Origin of the sequence: Pseudomonas sp. SLBN-26 (assembly GCF_006715895.1) — a bacterium.
Taxonomy (GTDB): Bacteria; Pseudomonadota; Gammaproteobacteria; order Pseudomonadales; family Pseudomonadaceae; genus Metapseudomonas; species Metapseudomonas otitidis.
This window is the reverse complement of the sequence record NZ_VFOB01000001.1, coordinates 437,602-454,926: the sequence shown is the minus strand read 5'-3', so window position 1 is coordinate 454,926 and position 17,325 is coordinate 437,602. Positions and strand designations below refer to the sequence as shown.

General features: G+C 67.0%; 13 protein-coding genes. 9 read left to right on the top strand and 4 right to left on the bottom strand.

Annotated elements, in window-relative coordinates; genetic code table 11:
- The first annotated feature begins 64 nt into the window (after positions 1 to 64).
- The 4 genes from FBY21_RS02185 to FBY21_RS02170 all read left to right on the top strand — a co-directional run bounded on the left by FBY21_RS02185 (position 65) and on the right by FBY21_RS02170 (position 4,543).
- A complete protein-coding gene (locus tag FBY21_RS02185; RefSeq protein WP_074967816.1) occupies positions 65 to 694 on the top strand; it encodes a glutathione S-transferase family protein in 630 nt (209 codons plus the stop codon).
- Between the two features lie 61 nt (positions 695 to 755).
- Positions 756 to 2,837: a pyridoxamine 5'-phosphate oxidase family protein gene (locus FBY21_RS02180; protein ID WP_142008318.1), complete on the top strand. Its 2,082-nt coding sequence runs from the start codon at positions 756 to 758 to the stop codon at positions 2,835 to 2,837.
- Entirely contained in the window at positions 2,834 to 3,307 is a 474-nt protein-coding gene (locus tag FBY21_RS02175; protein WP_142008316.1) for a DUF1348 family protein, read from the top strand. Before FBY21_RS02180 ends, FBY21_RS02175 begins: the two co-directional genes overlap by 4 nt.
- A 171-nt stretch (positions 3,308 to 3,478) precedes the next feature.
- Complete coding sequence (locus FBY21_RS02170) at positions 3,479 to 4,543, top strand: alpha/beta hydrolase (protein ID WP_142008314.1); 1,065 nt, start codon at positions 3,479 to 3,481, stop codon at positions 4,541 to 4,543.
- A gap of 138 nt (positions 4,544 to 4,681) precedes the next feature.
- Here FBY21_RS02170 and FBY21_RS02165 read toward each other — a convergent pair whose 3' ends face one another.
- The 3 genes from FBY21_RS02165 to FBY21_RS02155 are packed head-to-tail and all read right to left on the bottom strand — an operon-like array spanning position 4,682 to position 8,610.
- Positions 4,682 to 5,959, bottom strand: a complete 1,278-nt coding sequence (locus tag FBY21_RS02165) for an MFS transporter (RefSeq protein ID WP_142008312.1) — start codon at positions 5,957 to 5,959, stop codon at positions 4,682 to 4,684.
- Between the two features lie 60 nt (positions 5,960 to 6,019).
- Positions 6,020 to 7,195, bottom strand: a complete 1,176-nt coding sequence (gene argE, locus FBY21_RS02160) for an acetylornithine deacetylase (RefSeq protein ID WP_142008310.1) — start codon at positions 7,193 to 7,195, stop codon at positions 6,020 to 6,022.
- 38 nt (positions 7,196 to 7,233) lie between these two features.
- On the bottom strand, positions 7,234 to 8,610 hold the full coding sequence (locus FBY21_RS02155; RefSeq protein WP_142008308.1) for an L-serine ammonia-lyase: 1,377 nt from the start codon (positions 8,608 to 8,610) through the stop codon (positions 7,234 to 7,236).
- A 140-nt stretch (positions 8,611 to 8,750) separates the two neighbouring features.
- Between FBY21_RS02155 and FBY21_RS02150 the strand changes: the two genes are divergently transcribed.
- The 3 genes from FBY21_RS02150 (at position 8,751) to betB (ending at position 12,984) form a co-directional block, all read left to right on the top strand.
- A complete protein-coding gene (locus FBY21_RS02150; RefSeq protein ID WP_142008306.1) occupies positions 8,751 to 9,662 on the top strand; it encodes a LysR family transcriptional regulator in 912 nt (303 codons plus the stop codon).
- A gap of 245 nt (positions 9,663 to 9,907) precedes the next feature.
- A complete protein-coding gene (locus tag FBY21_RS02145; protein ID WP_236213766.1) occupies positions 9,908 to 11,491 on the top strand; it encodes an N-acyl-D-glutamate amidohydrolase in 1,584 nt (527 codons plus the stop codon).
- Between the two features lie 20 nt (positions 11,492 to 11,511).
- A complete protein-coding gene (gene betB, locus FBY21_RS02140; RefSeq protein WP_142008302.1) occupies positions 11,512 to 12,984 on the top strand; it encodes a betaine-aldehyde dehydrogenase in 1,473 nt (490 codons plus the stop codon).
- 24 nt (positions 12,985 to 13,008) lie between these two features.
- On the opposite strand, the gene FBY21_RS02135 is transcribed toward betB, so the two are convergent.
- On the bottom strand, positions 13,009 to 13,632 hold the full coding sequence (locus tag FBY21_RS02135) for a TetR/AcrR family transcriptional regulator (protein ID WP_160158553.1): 624 nt from the start codon (positions 13,630 to 13,632) through the stop codon (positions 13,009 to 13,011).
- Positions 13,633 to 13,920: 288 nt separating this feature from the next.
- Between FBY21_RS02135 and FBY21_RS02130 the strand changes: the two genes are divergently transcribed.
- Both FBY21_RS02130 and FBY21_RS02125 read left to right on the top strand, forming a co-directional pair.
- Positions 13,921 to 15,837, top strand: coding sequence for a DUF1302 domain-containing protein (locus FBY21_RS02130; RefSeq protein ID WP_142008298.1), 1,917 nt, complete (start codon positions 13,921 to 13,923; stop codon positions 15,835 to 15,837).
- Positions 15,838 to 15,869: 32 nt separating this feature from the next.
- Entirely contained in the window at positions 15,870 to 17,252 is a 1,383-nt protein-coding gene (locus tag FBY21_RS02125) for a DUF1329 domain-containing protein (protein WP_142008296.1), read from the top strand.
- Positions 17,253 to 17,325: the final 73 nt, after the last annotated feature.

Sequence of the window (17,325 nt, the reverse complement as noted above, 5' to 3'; positions counted from 1 at the left end):
CAGCACGGCCGACCGGCCCCCGCCACCGGCCCCTGTTCCCCTTACCTGTGCCACGGAGATCATCATGTCCAAGCCGATCAAGCTCTTTCACCACCCCCTGTCGGGCCACGCCCACCGCATCGAGCTGTTCCTCTCGCTACTGGGCGTCCCGGCGGAGCTGGTCTTCGTCGACCTGGCCAAGGGCGCCCACAAGAGCCCGGAATTCCTCGCCATGAACCCCTTCGGGCAGATCCCGGTGATCGACGACAACGGCGTGGTGCTCAGCGACTCCAACGCCATCCTCGTGTACCTGGCGAAGAAGCATGACCCGGCCGGCCGCTGGCTGCCCAACGACCCGCTGGGCGCCGCCCGGGTGCAGCGCTGGCTCTCGGTGGCGGCCGGGCCGATCGCCTCAGGCCCGGCTACCGCGCGGTTGATCACCGTGTTCGGCGCGCCCTACGAGGCCGAGCCCACCATCGCCCGCTCCCACGCGCTGCTCGCGGTCATCGAGCAGGAGCTGGCCCAGCGCCCCTTCCTCGCCGGCGACCAGGCGACCCTGGCCGATGTGGCCGGCTACAGCTACATCGCCCACGCGCCGGAGGGCAACGTGTCCCTGGAGCCCTACCCCCAGGTCCGCGCCTGGCTGGCCCGCGTCGAAGCGCTGCCCGGATTCGTGCCGATGCCGCGCACGGCCGCCGGCCTGCAAAGCGCCTGACGCGCCCCCGGCGCAGCCAAGGCTGCGCCGGGCCTTACGCCTCTCCAGCGGGAGCCCCACCATGAACCAGCCGACCGAGCCCTCCCCCTGGCACGCCGGGGAACAGCAACTGCAGGCACGCGCCGGGGTGGCCCAGCGCATGGCGGACATGGGCCGGCGGGTGATCCGCGACCACATGCCCGAGCAGCACCGCGCCTTCTACCGCCAGTTGCCCTTCGTGCTGCTGGGCACGGTGGACGCCGAGGGGCGCCCCTGGGCCAGCGTCCTCGAAGGCCCGGTCGGTTTCGCCCACTCGCCGGACCCACGCCTGCTGCGGCTGGACGCCCTGCCCCAGGCCGGCGACCCGGCCGCAGCCGCCCTCACCGACGGCGCGGCGGTCGGCCTGCTGGGCATCGAGCTGCACAGCCGGCGTCGCAACCGTCTCAACGGCCAGGTGGTGGCCCGTGACGGGCATGGGCTGGGCATCGCCGTGGAACAGACTTTCGGCAACTGCCCGCAGTACATCCAGCTGCGCCAGTACGAGACCGTCGCAACCACGACCCCGCCAGCAGCCCCGGTCGAGCACCTCGCCCAGCTGGACGATGCGGCACGCCAGGTGATCGCCAGCGCCGACACTTTCTTCGTCGCCAGCTACGTCACCCTCGCCGATGGCCACCGGACCGTGGACGTCTCCCACCGGGGCGGCCAGACCGGCTTCGTCCGGGTGCGGGGCAACCGCCTGAGCATCCCGGACTTCGCCGGCAACCTGCACTTCAACACCCTCGGCAACCTGCTGCTCAACCCGCAGGCGGGCCTGCTGTTCATCGACTTCGCCAGCGGCGACATCCTGCAACTCAGCGGGCGCACCGAGCTGACGCTGGAGGGTGAGGAAATCCGCGCCTTCCAGGGTGCGGAGCGGCTCTGGCACATGGAGGTGGAACAGGTCATCCGCCGCCCCGCCGCCCTGGCGTTGCGCTGGGCCTTCCAGGGCTATTCCGCCAACAGCCTGATGACCGGCAGCTGGGACGAGGCCGAGGCCCGCCTGCAGGCCGCCGCGCAGCGCGACCACTGGCGCCCGCTGCGGGTGACGCGGGTGCAGGACGAGAGCGCCAGCATCCGCTCCTTCTACCTGGAGCCCGCCGACCAGGGCGGCTGGCCGGCCTTCTCCGCCGGGCAGCACCTGCCGCTGCGGCTCGCCTTGCCGGGCCAGGCGCAACACCTGATCCGCACCTACAGCCTGTCCAGTGCACCGTCGGACGGCTTCCTGCGGATCAGCGTGAAGCGCGACGGCCTCGTCTCCCAACACCTGCACGCGCACCTGGGCGTCGGCAGCCTGCTGGAGGCCAAGGCCCCGCGCGGCCGCTTCGTGCTCGACCCGGAGGAGCGCCGCCCGCTGGTGCTGCTGGCGGCCGGCGTCGGCATCACGCCGCTGCTGAGCATGCTGCGCGAGGTGCACTACCAGAACCGCCGCCTGCGCCGTCGCCGTGTGGTCTGGCTGTTCCAGTCCGCGCGCCACGGGAGCGAGCTGGCCTTCGGCCGCGAACTGGCCGCCCTGCAGCAGGAAGCCGGTGACACGCTGCAGTGGCTGCGGGTACTCAGCCAGCCGGAAGGCGAACTGCAGGAGGGAGTGGATTTCGACCAGGCGGGGCGCATCGACACCGCCCTGCTCAAGGCCGTGCTGCCCTTCGACGACTACGACTTCGTCCTCTGCGGCCCCTCCGGCTTCACCCAGGCGCTGTACGACGACCTGCGGGCACTGAACATCAGCGACAGCCGCCTGCACGCCGAGACCTTCGGCCCCTCCAGCCTGCAACGCCGGCCGGACACGGCCAGCCCAGCCGACGCGCTGCCCCCGGCGGCCACCGAGGCGGTGCCGGTGCTGTTCCAGCAATCCGCCAAGGAGGTCCGCTGGCAGCCCGAAGGCGGCAGCCTGCTGGAGCTGGCGGAGAGCCGCGGGCTGCAGCCGGACTTCAGCTGCCGCAGCGGCTCCTGTGGCACCTGCCGCACGCGCATCCTCAGCGGCCAGGTGACCTACCCGCAGCCACCGGCCAGCCTGCCAGACGCGGGCGAGGCGCTGATCTGCTGCGCGGTGCCCGCCGCCGGTGCTCGACCTTTAGCGGCTACCTTTGACACCACGCCCACACCTGAAGAGGCACGACCATGACCGCCGAAACCCGCCCCCCGCTTCCCCCCTTCACCCATGAAACCGCCGTGCAGAAGGTGCGCATGGCCGAAGACGGCTGGAACAGCCGCGACCCGGAGCGGGTTGCCCTGGCCTATACCGTCGACAGCCGCTGGCGCAACCGCAGCGAGTTCCCCCGTGGCCGCGAGCAGATCCGCGAGTTCCTCACCCGCAAGTGGCAGCGCGAGCAGCAGTACCGCCTGATCAAGGAACTCTGGGCCTTCGAAGGCCACCGCATCGCCGTGCGCTTCGCCTACGAATGGCACGACGCCGAGGGGCAGTGGTACCGCTCCTACGGCAACGAGAACTGGGAGTTCGACGAACACGGCCTGATGCAGGTCCGCCACGCCAGCATCAACGACCTGCCGATCCGCGAGGACCAGCGGCTGTTCCATTGGCCCCAGGGCCGGCGGCCCGACGAGCACCCCGGGTTGAGCGAGCTGGGGTTGTAGCGGGCCCGCCTCACGCTGCAGCCGCTGCTGGAAAGCGCAGCGGCTTACCCGGCCCTGGAGCCGGGAGCAAGCGTTCCAATAAACAGAACAAAACACTCGCACCACCCGAATTGCCCCCATCCGGCGTGCTCAGTAGATTTCCGGCCTCACACCGTCCGGGGCTGCTGTTTGATGAAGAAGAAACTGTCCCACCACGCTTTGAAGTACCTCGTGGAAGCACTGGGCGCGTTGCCTGGGTCGCTGCAGAAGAAGATCGGCGCGGGCCGGCTGGACCTGCCCGGCCATACGCTGTGCCCTGAGGTGTCGATGTTCCTGCGGTTGATGGGCGACATCGATGCGACCAACCCGCAGAACCGCCCCATGGACCAGGTACGAGCCCAGACCGATCTGGACGCCTGGACCTTCGGTGGGCGGGAGATCCCGCTGCACAGCGTGCGCGCACTGAGCATCGACGCCGATCCGCGCCCCATTCCGGCGCGGCACTACGCCGGCTCCCCGGACGCCAAGGGGGTGCTCCTCTACTTCCATGGCGGGGCCTGGGTTTCCGGCGGGCTCGACAGTTGCGACTCCATCTGCCGCTACCTCGCCCGGTACGCCGACATCCATGTGGTGTCGGTGGACTACCGGCTGGCGCCCGAGCATGTCTATCCCGCCGCGCTGGATGACGCCAAGGCAGCCTACCGCTACACCCTGGACCACCTCGCCAGCTTTGGCGGGGTGCCCTGTTTCGTGGCCGTGGGGGGCGACAGTGCGGGGGGCAACCTGGCCGCTGCGCTCTGCCGGAAGGTGCTGAGTTCGGACTGGCCGATGCCGCACTACCAGTTGCTGTTCTATCCGGTGCTGGATGTGCTGAACAAATCGCGTGCCTACCAGACCTTCAGCAGCGGCTACGTATTGAGTGAGGCGCAAATGGACTGGGCGAAAGCCCTCTACGCCCCGGAAGGAAACTACCAGGACCTGGGCCTGTCGCCTGCAACCGCCAGCTCGCTGGCCGGGCTTCCGCCCGCCTACGTCGCCACCGCCGAGTTCGATGTACTGAGGGATGAAGGCGAGTTCTATGCCGCCCGGCTCAGTGCCTTTGCTCCGGCGACCCGGCTGCGGCGTGCGCCCGGACTGATCCACGGCTTCGCCAACATGATGGGCGTGAGCCGTACCGCACGGGCCGAAATGCAGCGGGCGGCAGAAGCGCTCGCCGCCGCCCGCACGAACTGGCCGGATCGCCCCATCACGGGCTGAACCGTCCACCTGCACGCTGCTCCACCTTGATACCGGCTTCGGCCGGTTTTTTTATTCCCGCTCCACGGGCTAGAGGGCCATCCGCCAGGCATGAAAAAGGCGGCCGAAGCCGCCTGTGCAGTGCACACCGCGTGCGCGCTACGGCACGCTCTTGATACGGAAGACCAGCAGCCCGCCGGCGATCCCCACCAGCCCGGAGAAGGCGTAGAGAGCGTGGTAGCCACCCACCTGGGTGATCAGCAGCGCGCAGATCACCGGCGCGAGGATCTGCGGGCCGACGATGGCGATGTTGATCACCCCCAGGTCCTTGGCGTGGTCGGTGGAGCTGGGCAATACCTGGCTGATCAGCGCCTGGTCCACGGCCACGTAGGCGCCGTAGCCAAGCCCGAGCACCGCCGAGGACAGGATCGCCATCGGCCAGGTCTGCCAGAACGCCAGCAGCAACGAAGCACACCCCATGACCAGCCCGGCGATCACGACGATGATCCGCCGCCGGCCGGTGCGGTCGGAAATCATTGCGCTGAGGAAGGCCGACGCCACCACCGCTGCCGTATAGACCAGCACCAGGACCAGCAGACCGTCCTCGGCACGCTCACCGGGGAACAGCTGCTCGTAGCGCAGCCCGTCCCGCAGGAAATAGAGGAAGAACATGGTGCCCGTGGCGCTGCTCAGGCCCACCAGGAAGCGAGTCGACCAGGCCCAGGCGAAGTCGGGGTGCTTGCTGGGGCTGATCCAGAACCCCTTGAGGAACCCCGAAAGGCTCCATGGCTGCAGTGAGGCTCGCTGGATAGCCGGGTCGCGCGTGGCCAGCACGAAGGGTATCGAGAACAGCACGAAGCCACCGGCCACCAGCAGGTAGCCGGTGGCGATGCCGGAGGTGAAGACGGTGGTGAGCATGGCGCCGATCACCACGGCCAGCGACAGCGTCACGCCGTTCCAGGCGCTGACCGTCGCGCGCTGCTGCAGCGGAACGCTGTCCGGGATGGCGGCGGTGACCGAGCACAGCACGGCGCTGGTACCCACCTGAACCACGCTCCACCACAGCAGCACACCGGGCAGGCTGGACTGCTGGCCGAGCATCGCCAGGGCCAGGGCGCCCAGCAGGATGCCGGCCAGGTTCCAGGGATGGCGCCGGCCGAAGCGCAGGGTGGTGCGGTCGGAAAGCGCGCCGATGATGGGTTGCGCCAGCAGCGCCACGGCCGACCCCATGCCCATGACGATGCCTAGCGCGGCCTCCTTGCCCGCAGGCGCGATCAGCTCCATCTGCTGGGCCAGCAGCACCTGGATGGGGGCGAAGACGGACAGCCACACCCCCAGCAGCGAGAGCGCCATGGTGCCGATGAAAAGTTTGGTGACGCGCACCTGCGGGTGGCCGTGGGCCGTGTCCGCGTGCAGATTCGATTGCCATTGGCTCATGCTCGTCCTACCTGTTCCCGTGTTGTGATTGTTGTGCGGTCCATGGCGGCAGCCGGAGCCCTAGAGGCTCTGGCTGGCGATCAGCCGGCGCAGGAACTGCTCGCACTGGGCGAGTTGGTCCAGCGCCACGTATTCGTTGCTCTTGTGGGCCTGGGCGATGTGGCCGGGGCCGCAGACGATGGTGGGCACCCCGACTTCCTGGAACAGCCCTGCCTCGGTGGCGTAGGAAACCTGGCGCATGGTGCGGTCCTGCCGCAGGCCGGCGATCAGGGCGCAGAGCGCTTCCTTCTCGCCGCTGTCCAGGGCGGGCGCCCGGGAGATGGTCTCGAACGCGATGCCGGCACTTTCGACCCGCGCCTGCATCTCCGGCTGCAGCACACTGCTGGCATAGCGATGGATGCGCTCGAAGATGGCGTCCGGATCGGTGCCGGGGAGGTTGCGGAATTCGAACTGGAACTCGCAGTGCTCGGGGATGGTGTTGAGGGCGATGCCGCCTTGGATGGTGCCGGTCTGGGCGGTGCTGTAGGGCACGTCGAAGGCGCTGTCGAAGGGGCCGTCGGCGGCGGATTGGCGGGCCAGGTCGCTGATGAAGGTGATGAGGCGCGCGGCGTACTCGATGGCATTGACGCCGCGCGGCTGCAGGGATGAATGCGCCGCATGGCCACGCACGCAACAGCGGTAGGCGTTGATGCCCTTGTGGGCGACGACGATGCCCATGCCGGTGGGCTCGCCGACGATGCAGCCTTTGGGCTGCACGCCGCGCTGTACCAGGTCGCGCACCATGGACGGGGCACCGGCGCAGCCGATCTCTTCGTCGTAGGAGAGCGCAAAGTGCATCGGGTCCGCGAGCCGGCTGGCCAGCATCACCGGGAGCATTTCCAGGGCAACGCCAAGGAACCCCTTCATGTCGCAGGCCCCCCGGCCATAGAGCCAGTCACCGCGGACCGTGGGCACGAAGGGGTCGGAGTCCCAGGCCTGCCCTTTCACCGGCACCACGTCGGTGTGCCCGGAGAGCACCAGCCCGCCGGTGACACGGCCGTCATGGGCGGGCACCGTCGCGAAGAGGTTGGCCTTGCGCCGGTCCTTGTCATAGGTGAGGACGCTGTCGATTCCATGGGCGGCGAAGTAGCCGCGCACCTCTTCGATGAGGTGCAGGTTCGAGAGGACGCTGGTGGTGTCCATGGCGATGAGCCGCTCGACCCAGGGATAGGGAGTGAGGAAGTTTTCCGATGGCATTGCAAAGCCCTTCAGGCAGGTGGAATCGGTGGGCTGCGTCAACATTCGATGATGTTCACGGCCAGCCCGCCCAGTGACGTTTCCTTGTATTTGGTCTGCATGTCGGCGCCGGTCTGCTTCATGGTGCTGATCACCGCATCCAGCGACACCACGTGCCGGCCATCGCCGAACAGCGCCATGCGCGCAGCGTTGAGCGCCTTCACCGCGCCCATGGCATTGCGCTCGATGCAGGGGATCTGCACCCGTCCGCCCACCGGGTCGCAGGTCAGGCCCAGGTGGTGTTCCATGCCGATCTCGGCGGCGTTCTCGACCTGCTCGGGCGTGCCGCCCAGAACCGCACAGAGCCCGGCAGCCGCCATGGAACAGGCGACACCGACCTCGCCCTGGCAGCCCACTTCGGCGCCGGAGATGGAGGCGTTGAGCTTGTAGAGGATCCCGATCGCCGCAGCGGTGAGCAGGAAGCGGTTGACCCCTTCCTCACTGGAGCCGGGGATGAAGTCGACGTAGTAGCGGATGACCGCAGGGATGATCCCGGCAGCGCCATTGGTGGGCGCAGTCACCACGCGGCCGCCGCAGGCGTTCTCTTCGTTGACGGCCATGGCGTACAGGCTCAGCCAGTCCAGGGCGGCATCCGGCGTGTGCTGTAGCGCGGGGTCACGGCCGCTGAGGATGGAGTAGACCTGCGAGGCGCGTCGCCGAACCTCCAGCGGGCCGGGCAGTACGCCGGTGCTGTGCATGCCCCGGTCAATGCACGCCGACATGGTGCGCCAGAGGTGCTGCAGCCCGCCGTACACGGCCTCGGGCGAACGCACCTGGCATTCACGCCGCTGCATGATGCCGGCGATGTCGGTGCCCTCGCGGCGGCACAGCTGCAACAGCTCGGCGGCGCTGCTGAACGCCAGCGGTTGGTCGTCCACCACCGGGGTGGACGCGCTCGCATGCTCCCCCTCGCTGACCACGAAGCCACCGCCGATGGAGAAGTAGGTGCGGGCGAAGACCACCACTCCGGCCTCGTCGCAGGCGCTCAGCCGCATCCCGTTGGGGTGCTGGGGCAAGGCGCCGGGGTGGAACAGCAGGTCATCGTCCAGGGAAAAGCGCAGGGTGCTCTCCATGCCCCGCAGACGCAGGCGCTTGAAGCGCTGGACATGAGCGAAGAGCTGGGCGGAGGTGTCCGGCCCGATGGTCTCCGGCGCCTCCCCGCACAGGCCGGCCAGGATCGCCTCGACCGTGCCGTGCCCCCTGCCGGTTGCGCTGAGCGACCCGTGGAGTTCGACCCTGACGCGGACCACCCGGGACAGGTCGCCCCGCTCATCCAGCGTCTCGACGAAGGTGCGCGCCGCGCGCATGGGTCCGACGGTGTGGGAGCTGGAGGGCCCGACCCCGATCCGGAAGAGATCAAAAACGCTCAATCGCATGATGTTCAGCCCGCAGGATTCAGCGGAAATTTGCCGTGTCCGCCAGAGTGGGGCCGATGCTAGGATCGAGTAGAAGTGACTTCAATCAAGCGAATTTCGCTTTTTGTTCTCTTAATTCGAACAACTCCGAGGCGCCCCGCATGGCCAGTCCCCTGAACCTTTCCCGCATCGCGTATTTCTACGAAGCCGCTCGCTTGGGCAGTATCCGGGCGGCGGCGGACCTGCTGAACGTCGCGCCCTCGGCGGTGACTCGCCAGGTCCAGCTGCTGGAGGCGGAACTGGGCACCGCGCTGCTGGAGCGCCGTGGCCGGGGGGTGGCCGTCACCGAAGCCGGCCGCCAGGTGCTGGAGTTCCACCGCGAGCAGGAGGCTCACGTGGCCGACCTGCAGGCCCGCCTGCAGTCGCTGCGGGAGATGCGCTCCGGCCACGTCAGCGTGGTGCTGGGCGAGGGTTTCATCGCCGACATCCTGGCCGGCCCGCTGGGTCGCTTCTGCCGCAAGCACCCCGGCATCAAGCTCAGCCTGGATTCGGCCGGCACCAATGAGGTGATCCGCAAGGTGCTCGAGGACGAGGCCGAGATCGGCCTGGTCTACAACCCGCCGAGCCACCCCAAGCTGGTCTCGCGCTCGGTGCGCAAGCAGCCGATGAAGGTCATCTTCGGCCCCGACTCGCCGCTACGCGGGGACGACACGCCCCTGAAGGCGCGCGACCTGCTGGAGTACCCGCTGGCGGTGACCTACCCGACCCATGGCGTTCGCCAGTTGCTGGACGTTCTCGAATTCGCCGAGAAGGTGCGCTTCGACCCGGTGATGACCACCAACTCCATCGCCACGCTCAAGCAGTTCGCCAAGTCCGGCCTGGGCATCGCCTTCCTCCCTGCCTTCGCCATCGCCAGCGAGCTGGAATCCGGCGAGATCCATTGCCGCGACATCGACCATCCGCTGTTCCTCGAAGCCGAGGCACACCTGGTCACGCGGGTCGGGCGACGCCTGTCGGTGGCCGCCAGCAGCATGCTCCAGGTCCTCACCAGCCAGATGCAGGCCTTCCGCTAACCACCACGGCGGCGGCTTGACAGGCCTAGGCTCGCCTGTATTCTGATGTTGATCGTAGTCAAATTAAAGGACAAGAAATGAACTATGACCTGATCATCAGAAACGGCCTCTTCTTTGACGGCACCAATGAATCCGGCATCCATGCAGACATCGGTATCAAGTCAGGGCAAGTCGCCACTATCCAACCGAAAATACCTGACGACGCCAAAAGCCAGAAATCAATCGATGCGAAGGGGTGCTGGGTGATGCCCGGCTTCCTCGAGATGCACTCCCACTACGACGCGGAGATCCTCACGGCGGCAGGCCTGAAGGAGTCGATCCGCCATGGCGTGACCACCGTGGCCACCGGGTTGTGCTCGCTGAGCATGGTGACGGCCAGCGCCGAAGACTGCGCCGACCTGTTCAGCCGCGTGGAATCCATCCCGCACGATCACGTGCTGTCGCTGCTGCAGGAGAAGAAGACCTGGCGCACGCCCTCCGAGTACCGACGCTTCCTCGAAGGGTTGCCCCTGGGGCCGAACGTGGCCTGCTTCATTGGCCACTCGGATATCCGCTCCGCCGCCATGGGCCTGGTGGACGCCACCACCCCGCGCCTGCCCAGCAGCGCCGAGCAGGCGCACATGGAGCGCCTGCTGGACGAGGCACTGGACAGCGGCTTCCTCGGCCTGTCGGTGATGAAGACCAAGATCGACCGCGTTGCCGGCGAGCGTGCCTGGTCGCGCCCCCTGCCCTCCACCTTCGCCACCTGGAAGGAGTACAAGCGCCTGTTCGCCAAGCTGCGCAAGCGGGGAGCGATCCTCCAGGGCGCGCCGGACGTGGCCGAACCCTCCAGCGCGGTCAGGCTGATGTTCGCCACCGCCGGCTGGTTCCGTCCGAGACTGAAGACCACCCTGCTCACCGCCCTGGACCTGAAGGTCGCGCCGCTGCTGCACCTGCAGGCGCGCCTCAGTGGCTGGATCTCCAACTGGCTGCTGCAGGGCAACCTCAAGTGGCAGTTCCTGCCGGCACCGCTGCGGGTCTACAGCTCGGGGTTGAACTTCAACAACTTCGACGAGTTCGCTGGCGGCCTGGTCCTGCGCAACCTGCAGAACGAGGAAGACCAGTACGCCGAGGCGGCCAAGCCCGAGTTCCGCAAGATGTTCAAGGACGGCATCAACAGCGTGCTGAAGGTCGGCCTCTGGCAGCGCGACTTCTCCGATGCCCACGTGATCGCCTGTCCGGACCCGTCGGTGGTCGGCAAGAACTTCGGCGAGATCGCCGCTGCCCGCCAGCAGGATCCGGTGGACTGTTTCCTGGACCTGGCCACCACCTACAGGACCGACCTGGTCTGGACCACGCTGATGGGCAACAGCCGCGAGAAGGTGATGCACAGCCTGATCCGCAGCCCGAACGTGCACGTGGGCTTCGCGGACTCGGGCGCTCACATCCGCGGGCTGGCGTTCTACAACTTCCCGTTGCGCCTGCTCAAGTACGTACGTGACGCCGAACTGGCCGGCCGCCCCTTCATGCGCACCGGTGATGCCGTGGCCCGCCTGACGTCGGAGCTGGCCAACTGGTACGGCCTGGATGCGGGGCACCTGTACGTCGGCGCCCGCGCCGACATCGCCATCGTCGACCCGAGCGGTCTGGACGAGAGCCTGGACACGGTGACCGAGGCCCGCATCGAGAACACCTCGCTCATGCGCCTGGTCAATCGCAACGACCGCGCCGTGCTGGCCACCCTGGTCAATGGACGCGTCGCCTACAGCCGCGACGAGGGCTACGCCGAGGATCTTGGCGTGTCCCAGGTCTACGGCCGCTTCCTTCCCGCCCACCATCCCCACGGCTGAGCCAGCCGGAGAACCGCACCATGGAAACGAAAACGATTGGCCAGTTCATCGGCGGCAGGCACTGCCGCGTGGTGGGCGCAACTGACTTCACCACCCTGAACCCGGCCAATGGCCAGGTCCTGGCCAACGTGCAGCAGGCCAGCATCGAACAGATCGACGACGCCGTCGGCCAGGCGGCAAGCGCCCAGCGCGACTGGGCCGCACTGCCACCGGCAGCGCGCATGGAGACCCTGCTGGCCGCCGCCAGCCTGATCGAGCGCCACAACGACGAACTGGCACACCTGGAAACGGCCGACACCGGCAAACCGATCCACGACACGACCCGCGTCGACATCGCCGGGGGTGTGGCGGTGATGCGCTACTTCGCCGGGCTGGCCGCCGCCCTCGAAGGCCGGCAATCCGCCTCCGGGAGCAGTGCCTTCACCTACACGCGCCGCGAGCCACTGGGCGTAGTGGCGGGCATCGGCGCCTGGAACTACCCGGTGCAGATCGCCATGTGGAAGCTGGCACCCGCCCTGGCGGCAGGCAACGCCATGGTGTTCAAGCCCAGCGAGGTCACCCCCCTGAGCACCCATCGGCTGGCTGAGCTGCTGGTGGAGGCCGGCGTGCCCGCCGGCCTGTTCAACATCGTGCAGGGTAACCATGCGGTGGGCCGTGCGCTGATCGAGCACCCGGGCATCGCCAAGGTGTCCTTTACCGGCAGCGTGCCCACCGGCATGCGGGTCATGGAAGCGGCGGCCGGTACGCTGAAGAAGACCACCATGGAGCTGGGCGGCAAGTCGCCATTGATCGTCATGCCCGATGCCGACCTCGAACGCGCGGCGGACATCGCCACCATGGCCAACTTCTTCAGCAGCGGCCAGGTGTGCACCAGCGGCACGCGGGTGTTCGTCCACCGCAGCATCCAGGCCCCCTTCGAGGCGGCGCTGATGGCACGAGTGAAGGCCATCGCCCTGGGCGACCCGGCCGCCCCCGAGACGCGCTTCGGGCCACTGGTGAGCCAGGCGCACCGGGACAAAGTGATGCACTACATCCAGTGCGGGATCGACGAAGGTGCTCGCCTGCTCAGCGGCGGCAGCGCCCCGCAGGACCCACGCTACGCTGCCGGGAGCTACCTGCTGCCGACGGTCTTCACCGACTGCGCCGACACCATGCGCATCGTCCGCGAGGAGATCTTCGGGCCGGTCATGAGCATTCTCGGCTTCGACGATGAGCACGAGGTCCTGCGCCGCGCCAACGACTCGGACCTGGGCCTGGCCAGCGGCGTCGTCACCCGTGACCTGGCCACGGCCCACCGCATCGCCCACGGGCTGCAGGCCGGCATCTGCTGGATCAACACCTGGGGCCAGGTGCCGGCCCACATGCCGGTGGCCGGGCAGAAATGCTCGGGCCTGGGCCAGGAGAACGGCATCGAGGCGCTGTACGAGCACACCCAGGTGAAGTCGGTGTTCGTCGAACTCGGCGCCTACACCTCGGTGTTCCCACCGGGCTGAGCCGTGGCAGGAAGGTGCGCCCGGCTAGCGGGTGCACCCCTCGATGATGGCGTTAGCGCTGTCCACCAGCTTCTCGATCGGGTCGCGGTAGTTGCCCAGGTACCAGAACACCGCCATCTGGTTGATCGCCCCGATCAGCCCCATGCACACGTAGAGCTCGGACCCCACCGGCTTCAGGCCGCCATACAGACGGCCGATGCCGCTGAGCAGGAGGTTGCAGAAGCGCAGGTTGTTCTGCTGGTACAGGTTATCGATGCGTTCGCTGACCCCGAGCACTTCCACCAGCACGATGCGCGCGACGTTGGGGTTGCGCATGCCCTCGAAGAAGGTCGCCAGCACGGCACGCTTGGCTTCGTCCTTGTCGAGGCCATCGTCCTGCAACTGGGCGGCGATTCGCTGCTCCACCTCCCCCATCACCCGGGTATAGACCTCACAGAGCAGGTCTTCGGCACCTTCGAAGGATTCGTAGAAGTAACGATCCGTGAGCTTCGCCTGGGTGCAGAGGTCACGCACGGTGGTCGCGCGGTAGCCGGCCGAGCCGAACAACTCGATGCCCGCCTGCAGGAATGCCTCGCGGCGCACCTTCACCCGCTGCTCCTGGCTGACGCCGCGATAGGCCCGCTCGCCTGCCCCCGTTCCTTTCGCCATCCTTGTCTCTCCTGATTCTGGACTCATTGATCTTCAGATGAATCGAAGGCCCGAATCATAGCATCCCGGCTGCCGACGGCACCCTTCCATCACGTGGCAAGGCTCTAATTTACTGAACAAATCCATTGAAACAACTGAATACCCAGGCCCAGATCCCGATTGACACGAAACACGGCCGAGCGCCATCTTGATGTTGCTCGTCATCAGATTTTAATCATCGCGATGAGGCCTGCGTTGCGCCCTTCCGAGGGACGCATACAACAAAAACAACATCTGTGGAGCAGTACCATGACCATCCACTCCCTGGTCCGTTGGCACCATTCAAAGCATGGCTTTGCATTGCTCGGGCTCGCCTCTGCACTCACCCTCACCCCTGACGCCCGCGCCGTCGAGTTCAGCTTCGCGGACGGCGAAGTCACCGGCACCCTCGACACCACCGTCTCGTACGGGCAGATGTGGCGCGTCCAGGGCCAGGCCAAGGACAACGACGCACTGAACGGCAACGACGGCAACCGCAATTTCGACACCGGCCTGGTATCGGAAGTGTTCAAGGTGACCTCGGAACTGGAAGCCAAGTACCAGAACTACGGCGTCTTCGTCCGTGGCTCGGCGTTCTACGACACCCAGGTGATGGACAAGCGGAACGACTTCGAGAAGAACAACCCCAACCAGGAGCCCAGCCAGAACTACCCCGATAACAGCAGCTTCACCCAGGGTACGCGGCACACCGCCGGCCGCTCCGCCGACATCCTCGATGCCTATGTCTACGGCAACTGGGACCTCTACGACCATCCGCTCACCGCACGTCTCGGCAAGCAGGTGTTCAACTGGGGCGAAGGGTTGTTCTACCGAGGCGTCAGTGTGGCGAACCCGCTGGATGCCACCAAGTACCGGCTGCCCGGCGCACAGGTCAAGGAAGTGATCATTCCGGTCGAGGCCTTCAGCTTCAACGTGGGCTTGACCGACAGCCTGAGCCTCGAGGCCTATTACCAGTTCAAGTGGAAACCCACCCAGATGGACGCGGTGGGCTCCTACTACTCCACCTCGGACATCTTCGGCGCCGGCGGCGAAGCCGCCTATGCCAGTATCCCGGACCTGGCGCCGGCCCTGGCCGCCTACGACTTCGCCACGACCCTCCCCGGTGGGCTGGGCACCGGCCCCAACCAGGCAGGCCGCTACATCGACCCTGCCACCGGCACCTTCAAGGTCAGCTCCGTCCAGTCGGACGCCAAGGCCCGTAATGGCGGGCAGTTCGGCATCAGCCTGCACTACATTGCCGAAGCCCTGAACTACACGGACTTCGGTTTCTACTTCGCCAACTACCACACCAAGGAGCCGGTACAGCAGGTGGACTTCGACGGCTACAACGGGGTGGACATGGCGACCCTGGGCTCGATCCTCGGCCCCGCCACCGCCCAGGCACTGGCCACCGTCGACATGTCGCAAAACGCCAACGTACGCCGCCGCTACGTAGAAGACGTCCGGGTGATGGGCCTCAGTTTCAGCACCACCATCGGCGACGCCTCGGTTTTCGGTGAATTGGCCTACAAGCCCAACCTGCCGATCGCCGTGAGCGCCACCAACGACATCCTCGGTGACCTTCTCGCCCAGGGCATCGCGGGCACCGCCACCCTCTACGATGCCAACCAGCCGGCGGCCAACGCCTGCGCCCAGGTGGCCAACCAGCGCCTCTGCCGAGGCGGCAAGGTGGCCAACTACGAGCGCGTCGAGGCCTTCAACGCCTCCCTCGGCACCATCTACAACTTCGGCCCCTCCCTGGGCTTCGACGCCCTGACCGGCGTGGCGGAAGTGGCCACCGAACAGCTCCACGGCAGCAGCCTGACCTACACCGGCTATGGGCCGAACGCGGTGCCGCGCAAGTTCGTCGGCACCCCGGACCTCCCCAGCAACCCGATCGACCGCGAGTCCTACGGCTACACCGTGAGCATGCGCGGCACCTGGAGCAACGTGTACGCGGGGGTCAACCTCTCGCCTTTCGTGGTCCACAGCTACGACTTCAAGGGCAACTCCCACCTGACCGGCAGCTTCATGGAAGGACGCAAGGCCTACACCGTCGGCATCCGGGCGGACTATCTCAAGCGATTCGAAGCGGGCCTGCAGTACACGGCGTTCACCGGCGCCGGGACCAGCAACCTGATCCGCGACCGCGACAACGTCAGCTTCGACGTCCAGTACTCGTTCTAAGCCTGCCCAGCCATCAAACCGTGAGACCCACCATGCGTACTTCCCTGTCCTACAGCAAACGCTGCCTGCTGGCCCTGGCCACGGCGGCCTCGCTCGGCATCGGCTCAGCCGGCGCCGCCATCAGCGCCGAAGAGGCTGCCCAGCTCGGCACCACCCTGACTCCCCTGGGCGGTGAGCGCGCCGGCAATGCCGACGGCAGCATCCCCGCCTGGAACGGCGGCCTGACCACGCCCCCGGCGGGCTTCGTGCCCGGCAAGCACTATGTCGACCCCTTCCCGGACGACAAGCCGCTCTTCACCATCACCGCGCAGAACGTCGAGCAGTACCGCGACAAGCTCTCTGCCGGCCAGGTCGCCCTGCTCAGGCTCTACCCGCAGACCTTGTCCTACCCGGTGTACACGACCCGCCGCACGGCTGCGGCACCGCAATGGGTGTACGACAACACCCGCAAGAACGCCGTGAGCGCGACGCTGCTGGAAGGGGGCAACGGTTTCAGCAACGCCTACGGCGGAGTGCCCTTCCCCATACCGAAAAACGGCGTGGAAGCGGTGTGGAACCACATTGCCCGCTACCGCGGCACCTACCTGGTGCGGAACCTGTCCGAAGCCACCGTGCAGACCAATGGCGCCTATAGCCTGGCGACCTTCGATCAGCGCGTGCTGTTCAACTACTACATCAAGGATGGCGACACCTCGAAGCTGGGCAACATCCTCTTCTACTACCTTGCCCAGGCCCGCAGCCCGGCGCGTAACGCCGGGCAGGCCGCACTGGTCTATGAAACCCTCGACCAGGTGAAGGAGCCGCGCAAGGCCTGGGGCTATGTGCCTGGCGTTCGCCGGGTACGACGCGCGCCGACCCTGGCCTACGACACCCCTGAAGACAACTCCGACAACCTGATGACGGTGGACGACCGCGACATGTTCAACGGCTCGCCGGACCGCTACGAGTGGAAGCTGGTGGGTAAACAGGAGATGTACATCCCGTACAACAACTACCGGATCCTCAGCCCGTCGATCAAATACAAGGACCTGCTGCAACCGGGCCACATCGCACCGGAACAGACCCGCTACGAGCTGCATCGCGTCTGGGTGGTGGAAGGCTCACTGAAGAGTTCGGCACGCCACATCTATTCCAAGCGCACCTTCTTCCTCGACGAAGACAGCTGGCAGATCGCGATGGCCGACCGCTACGACAACCGAGGTGAGCTGTGGCGCGTTGGGGTCGGTTACCTGACCAACTTCTACGACCTGCCGACCATCTGGTCCTCCATCGACGCCTTCTACGACCTGCAAGCACGCCGCTACGTGGTGCACAAGCTGGAGAACGAGGAAAGCAGCACCCTGGACTTCACCCAACCGATTCCGTCGCTGGATCTGTTCAAGCCGGCCAGCCTGCAGCGCATGGGCAGCCGCTGACGGCTCCGGAATGCACCGTGTCTCGGGTGACCGGGCACGGTGCGCACCTGCAGGGCAGGTATCTCGGTGGCGA

Bases quoted from the DNA above. Each gene is read 5' to 3' on its own strand.
- betB (WP_142008302.1), top strand. From the start codon at position 11,512: ATGGAAACGAAAACGATTGGCCAGTTCATCGGCGGCAGGCACTGCCGC.
- FBY21_RS02125 (WP_142008296.1), top strand. From the start codon at position 15,870: ATGCGTACTTCCCTGTCCTACAGCAAACGCTGCCTGCTGGCCCTGGCC.
- FBY21_RS02130 (WP_142008298.1), top strand. From the start codon at position 13,921: ATGACCATCCACTCCCTGGTCCGTTGGCACCATTCAAAGCATGGCTTT.
- argE (WP_142008310.1), bottom strand. From the start codon at position 7,195: ATGCCATCGGAAAACTTCCTCACTCCCTATCCCTGGGTCGAGCGGCTC.
- FBY21_RS02135 (WP_160158553.1), bottom strand. From the start codon at position 13,632: ATGGCGAAAGGAACGGGGGCAGGCGAGCGGGCCTATCGCGGCGTCAGC.
- FBY21_RS02175 (WP_142008316.1), top strand. From the start codon at position 2,834: ATGACCGCCGAAACCCGCCCCCCGCTTCCCCCCTTCACCCATGAAACC.
- FBY21_RS02145 (WP_236213766.1), top strand. From the start codon at position 9,908: ATGCCCGGCTTCCTCGAGATGCACTCCCACTACGACGCGGAGATCCTC.
- FBY21_RS02185 (WP_074967816.1), top strand. From the start codon at position 65: ATGTCCAAGCCGATCAAGCTCTTTCACCACCCCCTGTCGGGCCACGCC.
- FBY21_RS02170 (WP_142008314.1), top strand. From the start codon at position 3,479: ATGAAGAAGAAACTGTCCCACCACGCTTTGAAGTACCTCGTGGAAGCA.
- FBY21_RS02180 (WP_142008318.1), top strand. From the start codon at position 756: ATGAACCAGCCGACCGAGCCCTCCCCCTGGCACGCCGGGGAACAGCAA.
- FBY21_RS02150 (WP_142008306.1), top strand. From the start codon at position 8,751: ATGGCCAGTCCCCTGAACCTTTCCCGCATCGCGTATTTCTACGAAGCC.
- FBY21_RS02155 (WP_142008308.1), bottom strand. From the start codon at position 8,610: ATGCGATTGAGCGTTTTTGATCTCTTCCGGATCGGGGTCGGGCCCTCC.
- FBY21_RS02165 (WP_142008312.1), bottom strand. From the start codon at position 5,959: ATGAGCCAATGGCAATCGAATCTGCACGCGGACACGGCCCACGGCCAC.